13 protein-coding genes and 1 pseudogene are annotated in these 14,266 nt (G+C 63.3%); 7 read left to right on the forward strand and 7 right to left on the reverse strand.

Features of this window, described 5'->3' with window-relative positions; translation table 11 throughout:
* The 3 genes from QN219_RS34115 to QN219_RS33070 all read right to left on the reverse strand — a co-directional run.
* Window positions 1-242 (reverse strand): hypothetical protein (locus QN219_RS34115; protein WP_405052313.1); only part of this gene is annotated, 242 nt, incomplete at its 3' end.
* A 69-nt stretch (window positions 243-311) separates the two neighbouring features.
* Window positions 312-1,013, reverse strand: coding sequence for a L,D-transpeptidase (locus QN219_RS33065; RefSeq protein ID WP_284004651.1), 702 nt, complete (start codon window positions 1,011-1,013; stop codon window positions 312-314).
* On the reverse strand, window positions 1,010-1,957 hold the full coding sequence (locus tag QN219_RS33070) for a glycine betaine ABC transporter substrate-binding protein (protein WP_284004653.1): 948 nt from the start codon (window positions 1,955-1,957) through the stop codon (window positions 1,010-1,012). The genes QN219_RS33065 and QN219_RS33070 overlap by 4 nt, the downstream gene beginning before the upstream one ends.
* 358 nt (window positions 1,958-2,315) lie before the next feature.
* Here QN219_RS33070 and QN219_RS33075 point away from each other — a divergent pair, with 358 nt between their 5' ends.
* The 3 genes from QN219_RS33075 to QN219_RS33085 all read left to right on the forward strand — a co-directional run bounded on the left by QN219_RS33075 (window position 2,316) and on the right by QN219_RS33085 (window position 5,050).
* Window positions 2,316-3,347: a hydroxyacid dehydrogenase gene (locus QN219_RS33075; protein ID WP_284004654.1), complete on the forward strand. Its 1,032-nt coding sequence runs from the start codon at window positions 2,316-2,318 to the stop codon at window positions 3,345-3,347.
* A gap of 207 nt (window positions 3,348-3,554) precedes the next feature.
* Window positions 3,555-3,809: a hypothetical protein gene (locus QN219_RS33080; RefSeq protein WP_309486657.1), complete on the forward strand. Its 255-nt coding sequence runs from the start codon at window positions 3,555-3,557 to the stop codon at window positions 3,807-3,809.
* A 587-nt stretch (window positions 3,810-4,396) separates the two neighbouring features.
* Window positions 4,397-5,050, forward strand: coding sequence for a DUF1062 domain-containing protein (locus tag QN219_RS33085; protein WP_284004656.1), 654 nt, complete (start codon window positions 4,397-4,399; stop codon window positions 5,048-5,050).
* Window positions 5,051-5,142: 92 nt separating this feature from the next.
* On the opposite strand, the gene ilvC is transcribed toward QN219_RS33085, so the two are convergent.
* Both ilvC and QN219_RS33095 read right to left on the reverse strand, forming a co-directional pair.
* Window positions 5,143-6,162: a ketol-acid reductoisomerase gene (gene ilvC, locus QN219_RS33090; RefSeq protein ID WP_173509929.1), complete on the reverse strand. Its 1,020-nt coding sequence runs from the start codon at window positions 6,160-6,162 to the stop codon at window positions 5,143-5,145.
* Between the two features lie 111 nt (window positions 6,163-6,273).
* Window positions 6,274-6,921, reverse strand: coding sequence for a TetR/AcrR family transcriptional regulator C-terminal domain-containing protein (locus QN219_RS33095; protein WP_284004657.1), 648 nt, complete (start codon window positions 6,919-6,921; stop codon window positions 6,274-6,276).
* 640 nt (window positions 6,922-7,561) lie between these two features.
* Here QN219_RS33095 and macA point away from each other — a divergent pair.
* Window positions 7,562-8,833 (forward strand): macrolide transporter subunit MacA, encoded by a 1,272-nt coding sequence (gene macA / locus QN219_RS33100; RefSeq protein ID WP_284004658.1) that lies wholly within the window; start codon window positions 7,562-7,564, stop codon window positions 8,831-8,833.
* Between the two features lie 8 nt (window positions 8,834-8,841).
* Complete coding sequence (locus QN219_RS33105; protein WP_284004659.1) at window positions 8,842-10,785, forward strand: MacB family efflux pump subunit; 1,944 nt, start codon at window positions 8,842-8,844, stop codon at window positions 10,783-10,785.
* 30 nt (window positions 10,786-10,815) lie between these two features.
* Here the strand turns inward: QN219_RS33105 and QN219_RS33110 are convergent, their stop codons facing one another.
* Window positions 10,816-11,793, reverse strand: a complete 978-nt coding sequence (locus tag QN219_RS33110; RefSeq protein ID WP_284004661.1) for a hypothetical protein — start codon at window positions 11,791-11,793, stop codon at window positions 10,816-10,818.
* 515 nt (window positions 11,794-12,308) lie between these two features.
* On the opposite strand from QN219_RS33110, the gene QN219_RS33115 reads away from it, so the two are divergent.
* Window positions 12,309-12,752 carry a TIGR02594 family protein gene (locus QN219_RS33115; protein WP_284004662.1) on the forward strand — a complete coding sequence of 148 codons (444 nt, stop codon included), beginning with the start codon at window positions 12,309-12,311 and terminating at the stop codon, window positions 12,750-12,752.
* Window positions 12,753-12,926: 174 nt separating this feature from the next.
* Here QN219_RS33115 and QN219_RS33120 read toward each other — a convergent pair whose 3' ends face one another.
* Window positions 12,927-13,499 (reverse strand): transglutaminase-like cysteine peptidase, encoded by a 573-nt coding sequence (locus QN219_RS33120; protein ID WP_284004663.1) that lies wholly within the window; start codon window positions 13,497-13,499, stop codon window positions 12,927-12,929.
* A 199-nt stretch (window positions 13,500-13,698) separates the two neighbouring features.
* Between QN219_RS33120 and QN219_RS33125 the strand changes: the two are divergent.
* Window positions 13,699-14,266, forward strand: a pseudogene (locus QN219_RS33125) (hypothetical protein); the annotation flags it as partial.

The following is a 14,266-nucleotide window of genomic DNA, read 5'->3' on the forward strand; positions in this document are numbered from 1 at the left end:
ACGCTGTAGCTCGTGGCATCGAGCTGGCGCGAACTCGTCGGCAGAACCCTGGCGCCGCCGGCTTGCGCAACGACGGCATTGGCGCAGATGAGCTGCAGGTCGGCGGGCGCAGTCTGCAGGCTGGTTCGGGCCATGTTCTGCGGCTCGGGCGCCGATGACCGGCATCCGGCAACAAGCGAGACGCATGCCACGGTAAATGCGCACCATGCAATCGAATGCCGTTTCAAGCTGGTTGTCGACAAATTCTCACCCTCCAGATGTCGCCTTCGCTGGCCATTTTTCACACGCCTCGGTACTTCACACGCCCAGTATCAAACGCCCTTGTAAAGCGCCGCCCCCTGCATCAGCACGATGACCTTCGCGCCGATTTTCACGCGAGAGTGCAGATCGATGACATCGTCGTTGTTCATCCGGATGCAGCCGGAGGAAACGTCGAGGCCGATCGACCAGGGCTCCACGGTGCCATGGATGCGATAGATCGTGTCGTTCTCGCCTTCATAGAGGTAGAGCGCCCTCGCTCCCAGCGGATTGTCCGGCCCGCCCGGCATGCCGGCCGCCCATTTCGCCGCATTCGGGTCGCGCGCTACCATCTCGGGAGGCGGCGTCCAGGTTGGCCACTCGGCCGTGCGACCGACACGAACGATGCCCGCCCAGCCGAAGCCTTCGCGGCCGACGCCGATGCCGTAGCGGATCGCCTGGCCGCCGGGCTGGACGAGATAAAGAAAGTGCTGGTTGCCGTCGATTATGATCGTGCCCGGCGGCTCCGCCGTGCGGAAGGGAACGACCTGCCGGCGAAAGGCCTCCGGCACCTGCTTGTTGCGCGCAAAATACTGCCGCGCCTTCCGCTTGTCGTAATCGACCCATTTCTTCGTGCGGGCGTCGTAGATCTGCGTCGCGGCGAGCGCCGCCAGCGGCCCGAGGCAGAGGCCGGCGGCAAGCACGATCAGGCCGATCTTTCGCATCCCTCCGGCACGCTTTCCTTCCATCTCAAGGCTATTGCGGATCTTCGTCATTGTTTTGCCCACCCGTCGATGCGTGCTGCGTGGCCATCGACCCACTTCTTCGCGTAGTCGGAAGGCGCCTGCCGCTCCACTTCGAGAGCGTAGCTCATCGCGGTCACTTCCGCCGGCGAGAAATCGACCTCTTCGAGGAACTTCGCGATATCGGGATGCTTCTTGCCGAAGGCGGCTCCGTAGGCGATGTGGAAATGCGCCGTATCCCAGGCGGTGGCCGCGCTCGACTTCGTGACCCATAGCGGATCATCCGCCTGCGCGATCTTCCACTTCGCCGGATCGTGCGGCGGCTCCTCGATGCGCGTGAGCTTGTGCAACTCGAAGACGTGATGCGGCGCATAGCAATAGAACACCATGGGCCGGGCGGTCGCGACCGCCGCATCGACTGCCGCCATCGCCACGTCTTCCTCCGCCTCGACGAGCGTGAGGTTCGCGCCATAGCCGTAGCTGTTCGCCCTCACCCGCTCTATTCCCGTCGAAAGCCAGGTCGGCGCGCCGATCCACACTTCGCCGCGTCCGTCTCCGTCCGTGTCGAGCACCGCGGTCTTTGCCGGGTCGTTCAGGTCGGCGATTGTCTTGAGACCCGCCGCGGCCGCTTCCGGCGTGGCGCAAAGGCCCTGCCAGGCCGACACGGCACGCCCGCTCAGCACGACCGCGCCTTTGTCGGTCACGTATTTCTTGATGAGATCCTCGAAATTCGGTCGCCACACCTCGGGCTGGATGTCGACCTCGCCCTTATCGAGCCCGACGAAGGCGCTCATCGTCCCGAGTTCGCGCACCTCGGCCTCGAGCCCGAACTTCTTGGCGATGCTCTCCTTGAGGATATTTGCCGTTGCCTGCCCTGACGGCCAATTGGGCATGGCAATCACCAGATCGGCAGCTTCAGCCGGCAGGGCAGCGGTCGCGGCAAACACGGCTGCGAAGGCCGCCGCATGGAGTTTCATGCTTCTCTTCACAGTTCCCTCCCCCCAAAATGGCGGCTGATCTATGTGAATGAATGCTCTGGCTCGAATTTTTGAGCGCCACGTGGGACTTGGCCTACGCGACGCAACGCGGCATGCAACTTAAGTCGGCGGATCGAAGCGACCGGAATGCTATGCAGGCATGTCTTGACGGCCGGCAGGATGCACCAGCTTCTTCCCGTCAGTCAACTTGTCGTTGATTATTCGCAATTCTCAGGCCTACCTTCGCGCCGACGGCATCGGCGGAAGCAATGTTCGAGGTTAGGCATCCGTATCGATGTCACGTGCGCAGAACTGTTTTCGCGTATGGAGAAACTGCTTGCCCCGGGAGGAAGGCGCTATGTCCGAAAGTTCGCAACCGCTGGTGATAAGCGCGCCGGAACCGCGCACGCTCGATCTCATTTTCACCCCTGCTTCCCTCGCCCGGCTTCGCGCCGGCTACCGGGCCGTCGAGACGACGGATCGGGATATTGCAGCGCTCCCCGCCGAAATTCTCGCCGAGGCCCGCTACATCATCGGCCAGCCGCCGATCTCGAGCGAACTTCTCGCTCGCATGCAGTCGCTCCGCTGCGTCTTCAACGTCGAGAGCAATCTGATCAACAACATGCCCTACGAGACGCTGTTCGAGCGCGGCATCCACGTGGTGACAACCGGCGCGGTCTTCGCCGAACCCGTGGCAGAACTCGGCCTTGCCATGGCGATCAACCTCGCGCGCGGCATCGTCGATGCGGATCTCGCGTTTCGCGAAGGCAGGGAGTTGTGGGGCGGTGAAGGCAACCGCGCGGCGCGCCTGATTTCCGGCGCCGACGTCGGCATCATCGGCTTCGGCGACCTCGGCAAGGCGCTCAACCGCCTGCTTTCCGGCTTCCGCACGCGGACGCGCGTGTTCGACCCCTGGCTGCCGCCGTCGATGCTGATCGAGCACGGCGTGGAGCCGGCCGCGTTGGACGAGGTGCTGTCCGGGAGCGACTTCATCTTCGTCGTCGCCTCGGTCACCAGCGAAAACCAGCGTTTCCTCGGCGCCGACGCCTTCGCGAAGATGCGGAGAGGCGCCGCCTTCATCCTGCTCAGCCGGGCCGGCGTCGTGAATTTCGAGGCGCTGATGGAGGCGGTGCGCAGCGGGCACATCGTCGCCGCCAGCGACGTCTTTCCGGAAGAGCCGCCTGGCCTTGATCATCCTGTCCGCGCGCTGCCCGGCTTCCTGCGCTCGGCGCATCGCGCCGGCGCCCTCGACGTCGCCTTCAAGCGCATGGGCGACATGGTGCTCGAGGACATGGACCTGATGGACCGCGGCCTCCCGCCGATGCGCTGCAAGCGCGCCGAGCGCGAAACCGTCTCGCGCATGCGCTCGAAGCCAGTCGACAGGAACTAGATCCGCGACCGCGGCGGCCGGCGGCTCCCTTGTTTGACCTCTCGCGCCCGAAACCTCGGTGGAACGCGATCTTCTCCCGCCGAGCGTTGCATCTCGCGCGCGCATCCTGAACGCGTGGCGCGTTTTGGGGGAACCGAAATGGCGGATCGTGGTTTGAACCTTACGCACCGCACGCGAGGTGCGAGCAAGAACATCGGAGGTTCCACAATGTTGAACAAAGTGTTGGTTGCGGCTGCCATTTTCACGGCTGTTGCGTCGCCCGTCTTTGCACAGGCCGATATCACGTGCGACCAGGCGGCGATGGCGAAGCTCGAAACCGACGTAAGCCAGGTCACCGACTCCGCTCGTAAGGAGCTTGCCCAGAAGGAATTGGCTATGGCGAAGGAAGCCATGGCGGCGAACGATCAGGACAAGTGCAAGACCCACATGTCCAACGCCATGAAGGGCAATGACCCGATGTAACGGCCGCGAGGGCCGACGTACGCTGAGGCCTTCCGCTTCACGTCGCGCGATCGGCCCGGAGCAGTTCCAGGAGTGTGTAACGGCTTTCCGTGGGAACTGGTAGTTTCAAGGAATTGGAGCATCTCACCGTTTCAATGAAACAGTGAAATGATCGAGTTCGCTCCTTGCTGCAAGATATTCTCTGGTGGAAGTTGCTGGCCGGCTGGGCGCCCGGCCAGTTTCACGCGCATGCTTCAATTGTTCGCCTTTATCTGGTATCGCTTCGAACCGAAGAACATTACAGCGCCGCTCCTCTTCAGATCTGCACGGGCCGCAGTAAGAGTTCAATTGGTGCATCGAGGTTCGATTTTGCCGTCGTAAATACCGGTCTCATCCATTTTCACCCCATGTGCCGCACAGCTGTTGCTGTAGCGCATGATCGTGTTCGTCGGGTGGTGGGTCTGAGACCGGTCTGGCCTTGTCAGATGCGCCACGCGCAGCTCCTGCGTCTCAGCTCTTCAGCCGCCCGAAACAACGCCACGCCGTACCCGTAACGGGTTTCTCCGACCGTCGTCTCGACGAACTTCCGAACGGAAGACCGAGACGGTATGTGCAACATTCTTCGGGTCCGATGGACCGTTATTCCTCGAACTGCCCCTGAACCGCGAATTGCCTGCAGTGGATGTGGAGGCCCGAGACCCTTCCGCTCGAGCGGCAAGATCAGACTCAATGCCAATGGCAGGACGCTCGATGCCTGGCTGATCTACAGATGCTCAAGCTGCGGCAACACCTGGAACCGGCCGATCTTCGAGCGCCGGAACGTCCGCGATGTCGATCGCGCGACATTGGAGGCGCTGCAATCGAACGATCCCGACCGGGTGCGCGGCTGGGCGTTCGATCTCGATGCTCTCCGGCGGAAAGCGCAGTCGGTCGACGAATACGCCGATGCCGACGTCCGCAAAGAGGTGCTGATAGAGAGCGACGCCTGGACGGTGCTGGAAATCGACCTTGCGGTTCCGTTCGCCACCGGCTTCCGCCTGGATCGGCTGCTCGCCCGCGAGCTCGGCATCACCCGATCCGGGCTGCAGAGTGCCTGTGATGGAATGCGGCTGCGAACCGAACCGCAGCATCCGGGCATCCTCCGCAAACGGATCAAGGACGGAACGCGCGTGATAATCGCCGTCGACGCAAAGAGCCGTTTGCGGTGGAGAGCCGCGGCGACCGGATTACCCAATGACCCAGGTGCCGCGGAGATCGGCTAGCGAAAAGAAAGCCGAGGCAGATGCCCCGGCTTTCTTCGCCTCTTGGGAGGCGCACAATCCATTCCGAAAATCGACGATTTTCGGGTTATGGCCTAGTTCTTCGCCTTGTCGACCAGCTTGTTCTTGCCGATCCAGGGCATCATGCCGCGCAGCTTGGCGCCGACCTCTTCGATCTGGTGGGCGTCGTTGACGCGGCGGATGCCCTTGAAGCGGGCGGCACCCGAGCGATACTCCTGCATCCATTCCGAGGTGAACTTGCCGGTCTGGATGTCCTTGAGAACGCGCTTCATCTCCGCCTTGGTTTCTTCGGTAATGATGCGCGGGCCGGTGACGTATTCGCCCCACTCGGCAGTGTTGGAGATCGAGTAGTTCATGTTGGCGATGCCGCCTTCATAGATCAGGTCCACGATCAGCTTCACTTCGTGCAGGCACTCGAAATAGGCCATTTCCGGGGCATAGCCGGCTTCGACCAGCGTTTCGAAACCGGCGCGAATGAGCTCGACCAGACCGCCGCAGAGAACGACCTGCTCACCGAAGAGGTCGGTTTCGCACTCTTCCTTGAAGTTGGTTTCGATGATGCCCGAGCGGCCGCCGCCGACGCCGCAGGCGTAGGAGAGCGCGAGGTCAAGCGCGTTGCCGGAAGCGTTCTGGTGAACGGCAACGAGGCAGGGAACACCGCCGCCCTTCTGGTATTCGCCGCGAACCGTGTGGCCTGGGCCCTTCGGCGCGATCATGACGACGTCGACAGAGGCCTTGGGCTCGATCAAGCCGAAATGGACGTTGAGGCCGTGGGCGAAGGCGATCGCAGCGCCATCACGGATGTTGTCGGCGATCTCGCCCTTGTAGATGTCAGCCTGCAGCTCGTCCGGCGTCGCCATCATGATGAGGTCGGCCCACTTGGCGGCTTCCGCGACCGAGAGAACCGAAAGACCGTCGGCCTCGACCTTGGCGGCGGTTGCCGAGCCCGGCTTCAGCGCGATGCGGATTTCCTTGGCACCGGAGTCCTTGAGGTTCAGCGCATGGGCACGGCCCTGGCTGCCATAGCCAACGATGGCTACCTTCTTGGACTTGATCAGGTTGAGATCGGCATCACGATCGTAATAGACGCGCATCGAATTTTCCTTCCCTTGCTGTCTGTTGTTCCTCTGGCTGGCCCAACGCATGCGCCCCGGAAGATCCCCTTGATCTTCGCAAAGGCTTATGCGTCCGATTGAGACCCGCCGCTACTCTTTCTTGCCGTAGAGCGTGAGAAAGGCGTCGACCGCCCGCTCCGCCCTGCGGCTGAAACTCCTTTTCATTTCGCTTGGCTCTTCACCGAGCAGCATCCGCAAATGCCAGTCGGAAACGACGAGACCGTAAAGCGCGCCATAGGCCTCCTCGGCATCGTCGAAGGCAAGAAGCCTGGCCTTGCGTCCAGCCTCGAGCAACGCACCGGCGCGCCGGCCGATCTGGCGGCGGCCGCGTTCCTGCAGCATGTGACCGAGCTTGGAACCCTCGCGGCTCGCCTGGCCGATCGCCAGCCGGTTCAGCGCCAGCGACACGTCGCCGGAAAGTACGTCGAGCAGATCCGTGGCAAAAGCGACGAGATGCCGCCGAAGGGCCGCCGCGTCGAGCGCCCCGGCGGAAACGTCGAGCGTCCTCACCTTGCTCGCCTGGTAGCCGATCATCGCCGAAAGCAGCCCATCGCGATCGCCGAACCATTTGTAGAGGCTCTCCTTGGAGCAATTGGCGGCCCGCGCGACACCCGCCGTCGTCAGCGCCTTCTCGCCGCCGTCGACGAGCAGTCTCAGCGCCTGTTCGAGCACGGCGCTTTGACGCTCGGTCAGGCCGCTTCCGGCACTTGCCACCCTGCTCTCCAAGACGCCCTGCACTTCGCCATCGCTCCATCAGTACCGTACGGTACGGTTCGCAAGTTTCTAATGCGGTGGCGAAAAGGCGTCAAGACGATTTTGACCGGCATGGTGAAATTTCGCCCGCCTTCGCATGTGGGGCACTGTGCAGGTGCCCGTGGCTGGATCCCTCTGACGGACACAGGGAAAGGCGCGGCCGGCGGTCCCTTCGATCGTGCCGACGAACGGGGCGCCTTCTCGACGCGCTGAAACCCTCCCGGCCGAAGAGATCGTCGAAAGCCGCGTCCGAACGCCGTCTCCGGCACCGGCTTACGGAACTCGTCGGCCCCTCCGGCACGAAAGTCGTCATCGCCGGCGAAGGCCTGCGCCACCTGCGACTTGCCGTCGCCAGCGGGCGTCCTCACGGCCCGCGAGCTGCACGTCGCCGAAATCGCGGCGATCGCCGACCATCACGCGGGCGTCACCGACGTCGCGACGCTCGCCGCCCCGGTACGCTGGGCGGCCGCGTCACCTAAGTTGTTGGTGAAGATGATGTTTCGGGCGCCGGCGGCTCGCCGGCGCCTCTCCCACATTACAAAAATATAATGATCTCAATGCTTTTCGCCGATCTCGTTCACCTCTATCTTGAGAAGGAAAGAACGCCAGCGAAGCAAGTGAGATCATGAGCAAGGCAGCCAAGACGATCAGCGACGAGACGACGGCGCTTAAACCCGCGCCGGCCAACGTGCGTGTGATCCCGGCAGCGCCGCCGCCGGTACGCCGGAAACGCCGCTCGCGTCTCTGGGTCGCCGTGCCCGTTCTCCTCGCCGTCCTTGGCGCCGGCTACTACGCCTGGAGCCAGTACGGGTCCGAGCCCGCCACCGCAATGATCACGCAGGTCGTCACGCGCGGCGACATCGAAGACAGCGTCACCGCTGTCGGCACGCTCGACGCGATCAAGTCGGTCGATGCCGGCGCGCAGGTTTCCGGCCAGCTGAAATCGCTCCATGTCGAAATCGGCGACAAGGTCGAACAGAACCAGCTTATCGCCGAAATCGACCCAGCCACCATCGAGAACCGGATCGAGATCGACCAGGCGGAGCTCGCCAATCTCGAGGCGCAGCTCATCTCGAAGAAGGCGCAGCTCGTGCTGAAGCAGGCGAATATCGAGCGCCAGCGCAATCTTGTCGCGACCAACAGCGTTTCGCAATCGACCCTCGATCAGGCGATCGCCGACCATGCCGCGGCAGGCGCCGACGTGAAGGCGATCGAAGCGCAGATCCGCAAGCAGCAGGCGACGCTCGCCGGCGACAAGGTCGACCTCGGCTACACCAAGATTTATGCGCCTGTCGCCGGCACGATCGTCGCCAATCCGGCCAAGGAAGGCCAGACCTTGAACGCCAACCAGACGACGCCGACGATCGTCACCATCGCCGACCTTTCGACGATGACGGTGAAGGCGCAGGTCTCCGAGGCCGATGTCGGCAAGCTGAAGATCGGCATGGACGCCTATTTCACCCTGCTTGGCCAGCCCGGAAAGCGCTTCACCGGCAAGTTGCGGCAGATCCAGCCGATGCCGGACACGGAAAACAACGTCGTCCTCTATTACGCCCTCTTCGACGTTCCCAATCCGACCGGCGAGCTGATGATGTCAATGAGCGCGCAGGTCTTCTTCGTCGAGGCTGCGGCCAAGGACGTGCTCGTCGTGCCGAGCGCGGCAATCCATGCGAACGGCGAAGCCAGGGGCAAGCCGGCCAAGGCTGAGGTGACCGTGGTCACGCCCTCGGGCGTAACCGAAGCCCGCGCCGTCGAGGTCGGCATCCGCAACCGCGTCAGCGCCGAGATCGTCAGCGGCCTTGAGGAAGGCGACCGCGTCGTCGTCGATACCGCCTCGGCCGGCAGCGGCGCGCGCAACACGCGGAGCCGCGGCATGCGCATGCCGCCGATGTTCTGAGCACGAACATGACCGCGCTCCTCTCGCTCCGCGACGTCAGCAAGACCTATTTCAACGGCGATCTCGCCGTCGAGGTGCTGCATGATATCTCGCTCGATATCGAGGCCGGCGAATTCGTCGCAATCATCGGCCAGTCCGGCTCCGGCAAATCGACGCTGATGAACATTCTCGGCTGCCTCGATCAGCCGACTTCCGGCGAATACCTGATCGACGGCGAACGGGTCTCCGGCTTCGACGGCGACGAACTCGCGGCGCTGCGCCGCCGCACCTTCGGCTTCGTCTTCCAGGCCTACAACCTGATCCCGACGGCGAGCGCCAGGGAGAATGTCGAGGTGCCGGCCGTCTACGCCGGAATGCCTGCGCGCGACCGGCACGATCGCGCCGAGGAGCTTCTGAAATCCCTGAAGCTCGGCGAGCGGCTCGACCATCGGCCAACCCAGCTTTCCGGCGGCCAGCAGCAGCGCGTATCGATCGCCCGTGCTCTCATGAACGGCGGCCGCGTGATCCTTGCCGACGAGCCGACCGGCGCACTCGACAGCCAGAGCGGCGACGAGGTGATGGCGCTCCTGCGCGAGATGAACGAGAACGGCCACACCGTCATCGTCATCACCCATTCGCGTGAAGTCGCCGAACAGGCAGACCGGCTGATCGAGATCCACGACGGCCGCATCGTCGCAGACCGGGCGAAGAAGGGCCGCAGCAATCCGGAGGCGGCAATCGGCCTCGCCCAGCGCACCCGCGAGGGCTTTGCCGCAATTGCCGACCTTTCCGAAGCGGTGAAGATGGCGATGCGGGCGCTCCGCGCCAACCTCTTCCGCACCATCCTCACTCTGCTCGGCATCGTCATCGGCGTCGGCTCGGTGGTCGCCATGCTCGCGATCGGCACCGGCGCGCAGGACTCCGTCTTGAGCCGCATCTCCTCCATGGGCTCCGATCTTCTCCTCGTCCGCCCGAGCATGGCCAATTTCCGCGGCAGCGCCGGCGGAAGCAACGTCACGCTCGTGCCGGCCGATGCCGACGCGATCCTGGAGCTGCCGAACGTCGCCTTCGCCGTCCCGGAAATGACGAGCACGGTGACGCTCCGGCGTGGCAACGTCGATTACCAGACGACGGCGAACGGCACGGTGCCGCAGTTCACGGCGGCGAAATCCTGGAGCGTCGGCCACGGCGAGTTCATCAACCGCGATGACATGGAAAGCTACGCGCCGGTCGCCGTTCTCGGACAGACCGTGGTGAAGACCCTGTTTGCGGACGGCTCCGATCCGATCGGCCAATATGTGCTCGTCAACAAGATCCCCTTCCAGGTGATCGGCGTGATGAGCGAAAAGGGTGCCAGCGCCGGCGGCAACGACCAGGACGACGTCGTCCTCGTGCCGCTGACGACGGGCAGCATGCGCATCTTCGGCCAGCGTAACATCCGCACCATCACCGTTGAGGTGAAGGACGCCTCGGCGATCGACCTGACGCAGGAGCGCATTCAGGCGCTGCTCAACGAGCGGCACAAGAAGGAAGACACCCAGATCACCAACATGTCGTCGGTTCGCGAGGCCTTCACCGAGACGTCGAACACGATGAAGCTCTTCCTGGGGTCGGTCGCGGCAATTTCGCTGCTCGTCGGCGGCATCGGCGTCATGAACATCATGCTCGTCAGCGTCAGCGAGCGGACGCGCGAAATCGGCGTGCGCATGGCGACCGGCGCGCGCGAGCGCGACATCCTCGTGCAATTCATCGTCGAGGCGCTGGTCGTTTCCGCGATCGGCGGCGCGATCGGTGTCGTCGCCGGCCTCGGCACCGGCGCCCTCGCAAAAACTTTCGGCATGCCGGTCAGCTTCACGATCGGCCCGGTGGCGCTCGCCTTCGCCTGCTCGTTCCTGACAGGCCTGCTCTTCGGCTTCCTGCCGGCCCGCAACGCCTCCCGCCTCCAACCTGCGGTGGCGCTCAGCGCGGATTAATCCACATGAGCCCGGCGCAGCCGCCCCATATCACACCGAGGGCTCCATCACCGTGACGAATTTCTGCGCCAGGTCCTGCGACGCAGCCTTCTTCGGGTGAAGCTCGTCGTTCCACCGCCCCTGGACGACGTTCTTCAGACGAACGACAGTGACATTGTCATGGGCGTCCTCGATGCGGTCGAGCATGTCGTAGAGGCGGTCGACGAGATGGGTAAGAATGCCCTCGATCAGCGCGCTATCCTCAGAGAGGCTGAAGCCGCGGCGGGTGAAGGGCTGGCCGAGCCACGGGCCGTTCGCCACCGGCTTCGGAACGTCGTAGCCATGGACCAGCATCTGCGTCCGCTTCGGGGCCGACTGGATCGCGACGTCGCGCGCAATCTCGCTGTACCCGTCCTCGAGCGAACCCACCTTGCTGTCGAGGATGTCGAGGCGAAGAAAGCTGCTCGGATCGGACGACGTGCCGGAGGTTCTGGGCCGCAGCAGCTCCGTCAGGGCGCCGCCACCGAGAATGTCGTTGCCGCCGCCCGAAAAAATGAAGAAGTCGAACGAGGCGGATTTCACCAGCTCGCGGTAATCCTTCTTCTGCCGCATCTGTGCGAAGGTATCACCCGGATAGGCGACATTCCGGGCGTAGTAGCGCCCCTCCAGGATATCGAAGAATGTCGGCGCGTAACCCGCCAGCGCCGACAGCGGCCAAAGGATGTTGATCCAGGAATCGCCATCCGCGCAGACGCGGAGGCCGGTCGCCTTGCGTGCGATCATTGTGTCCACGGGCATAGCCGAAGACTGCAGCGCACGCACCGCCTGCTCATCCGTCAGGTAGCGGCCTTGCGCGTCCTTGACATGATAGACGAGGCAGATCGCCGGGTCCTTCTCGAGGAACACCGAAGCGGGAACAGCCTCCTTGTTCCCCCCCTTCAGCCTGCCCCGGCCCACGTCCGTCGCGGCCGCCTTGCCGCCAACCTCGCCAGCAGTCTTTCGGGCCGTTTTCTCCTTCGCGCGTTCCATTGCCGGCCTCCCGATCCACCCGGCACATCCTGGGGCAACGGAACAGGCAGTGCAACTCCTGCTAGATCTCACATGGTCGGACCGAGCGCCGAATTCGGGATGCCGGTACCTTCGGAACGCGGAGAAATGGCGCCGATAAAGTCATTGCCACAATTTTGCTTCACGCAGCCGGCAAAGTCCGCCCGCTATCCAGCGGATGGCAGGGGAATACCGAATTTTTGTTTCGTTTGAGTTGGGCCAGAACCCTCGCGGTTCGCCCGCCCCGTCGGTGCCGTGTTGCAGCGTTCGACGCAATACGGGAACGCCGCGGATCTGCGCGCTGGGTAGAGAAACAAATCAAGAGCGGACTCGGCATGGCCGAGCCCGAGGGTGGTTCGCTGCGCGTTCGAGCGAGCGCGCAATAGCGTTCTAGTGCTTTGATTCCAAAGCACTTTACTTGCTTTCAGCATCTCCGCATAGAGGCGGATTGCTCTTAGCAGTGAACGCACACCGAAAACTGGCAAGGAGACCCAGCCATGAAGGTTTTAGCGTTTCTCGCCGCAATATACGTCGCGTTCACCTCACCGGATACGGCGGTCGCCGGCATGTTGGCCCAGGCCCAGCAGTTTACCGGGCTGCATGAAGTCAAGCATAACAGGCGGCTGCGCGCCGCCCTCGGCATCAATCCCGCCCGCACGCCGTGGTGCGGGCATTTCATGGGGCTGGTTGCGCGAAAGGCCGGCCGACAGCCTCCCAAATCCTATAGTTTCGCAAGTTCCTGGCTGAAGTTCGGTGCGCCCGTACGCCTCTCCTATGCGCGTCCAGGCGACGTCATCGTCGTGCGTACCGGCCGCGGCTATCACGTCGGCATTCTTTCCGCCCTTTCCAAGTCGACCGCGCAGCTGATCGGCGGCAACCAGTCGGGGCGCGTTCAGCTGTCGCAGTTCAGCCGAAGGCAGGTTGTAGCGGTAAGACGATAACCGCCGCGAAAGCGCGGCTTTCAAGTGTCGACCGCTGCGCGCCCGATCGGGCGCGCAGCGGTCGATGTGTCTTCGGCCAGAAAGTCGATCGAAGCGCGGATGCGCCGTGAGGGACAGTTTGCGCGTCTGACCGGAAATGACGATTGTCGCTTGATCGCGACGGCGCCCACCGCCTCAGATATGGCGCGCGCCGTCGATCCGCTCCCAGCGCCGGCCGTTCGATTGAGACTGGCGCGCGAAATAATCGTAAGGGGTCCTCGACCAGTCGCGAACCGAATTGGTCATGTTGTCGAGCACGAGATCGCCCTCGCTGGTGCGCACGGTCAGCACCGTATGCCCCTCGCCGCGATAGCGGGCGACCGTCAGGAGCAACGCCGAAGCGGGCCAGCCGCGCTTGAGCAATTCCCGCTTCTTCAGGATGGCGAAATCCTCGCAGTCACCATAGGCCGTAGGCACGCGCCAGTCGTCGTCCCTGCCGGCATTTGCCCGGTCGCTCCGCTCCCGGATGCGCGCGTTGACCGCGCGGTTCACCTGCTGCAGCTCGCTCGCCTTTTCCGGCTGGAGAACGACGAGCTTGCTCCCGCCACCGGTGCTGCACAAGCGGGGCTCGCGTGCGCAGAAAGAGGCGAAAGCTGGTGGCGCGAAGGCCTTGCCACCGGTCCTCATCGTCGTACCCGCCTCGGCCACCTGCGGGGTTACGAACAGCAACAGAGACAGAGACACGGCCTGTGCGACGAAAAATTTCATAAAGAACGACCTCCAACGGTGGGCTCAACGCTCCCGCGTCCGATTTACAGATAACCAAAGGGGATTAACTCAAGGTTGATTAACCCGAAATTGGGCGATGTTGTGGCCAGTACTACTAATAATTCGTAACTTGACCGTTTAACGTTTTACGCGAATTATTTATTACTTTTTTAAGTATTAATTTTGCAGGAGTTGAGTAATGTATAAATTTAACAGATCCGTATTAAAACTCTTCTTTATCCTTTCAACGGCTTCAATAGCATCAGTAGTTATCACGCCAGACGCGAACGCAGTACAGCGACAGCGCATGACTGCAAAACAATGCAGTCCACTGACGGAAGGTAACTTTGCGGCCTGCTGCGTAGCCCTCAATCGCTCAAAAATCCTGACGCCCGCACAGATCAAGATGTGCCCTCCCCTCTCGACGGCAACCATAAAGAGTGCCGCGACGGGGAACGATCGCAGCGATGCCCGCGCGCCCAACGGCAATGGTGGTGGCGGAACCGGTGGAGGCGGCGGTGGCAGCGGCGGCGGTAGCGCTCCCCCTTCTGGCGGTGGTGGCGGTGGTGGCGGTGGTAACAATGGCGGTGGCGGCGACAACGGCGGCGGCGGCGACAACGGCGGCGGCGGCGACAATGGCGGCGGCGACAATGGCGGCGGCGACAACGGCGGCGGCGGCGGCGACAATGGCGGTGGCGGCGACAACGGTGGCGGCGGCGACGCGTTGGTGACGATGAACCGTCTAAGAGTGCTCGATGGGGCGGTAC

Origin of the sequence: Sinorhizobium sp. 8-89 (assembly GCF_030124325.1) — a bacterium.
Taxonomy (GTDB): Bacteria; Pseudomonadota; Alphaproteobacteria; order Rhizobiales; family Rhizobiaceae; genus Sinorhizobium.

Coding starts and splice junctions, on each gene's coding strand:
- QN219_RS33085 (WP_284004656.1), top strand. CDS start 4,397: ATGTGCAACATTCTTCGGGTCCGATGGACCGTTATTCCTCGAACTGCC.
- QN219_RS33110 (WP_284004661.1), bottom strand. CDS start 11,793: ATGGAACGCGCGAAGGAGAAAACGGCCCGAAAGACTGCTGGCGAGGTT.
- macA (WP_284004658.1), top strand. CDS start 7,562: ATGAGCAAGGCAGCCAAGACGATCAGCGACGAGACGACGGCGCTTAAA.
- QN219_RS33080 (WP_309486657.1), top strand. CDS start 3,555: ATGTTGAACAAAGTGTTGGTTGCGGCTGCCATTTTCACGGCTGTTGCG.
- QN219_RS33075 (WP_284004654.1), top strand. CDS start 2,316: ATGTCCGAAAGTTCGCAACCGCTGGTGATAAGCGCGCCGGAACCGCGC.
- QN219_RS33115 (WP_284004662.1), top strand. CDS start 12,309: ATGAAGGTTTTAGCGTTTCTCGCCGCAATATACGTCGCGTTCACCTCA.
- QN219_RS33105 (WP_284004659.1), top strand. CDS start 8,842: ATGACCGCGCTCCTCTCGCTCCGCGACGTCAGCAAGACCTATTTCAAC.
- QN219_RS33070 (WP_284004653.1), bottom strand. CDS start 1,957: ATGAAACTCCATGCGGCGGCCTTCGCAGCCGTGTTTGCCGCGACCGCT.
- ilvC (WP_173509929.1), bottom strand. CDS start 6,162: ATGCGCGTCTATTACGATCGTGATGCCGATCTCAACCTGATCAAGTCC.
- QN219_RS33120 (WP_284004663.1), bottom strand. CDS start 13,499: ATGAAATTTTTCGTCGCACAGGCCGTGTCTCTGTCTCTGTTGCTGTTC.
- QN219_RS33065 (WP_284004651.1), bottom strand. CDS start 1,013: ATGACGAAGATCCGCAATAGCCTTGAGATGGAAGGAAAGCGTGCCGGA.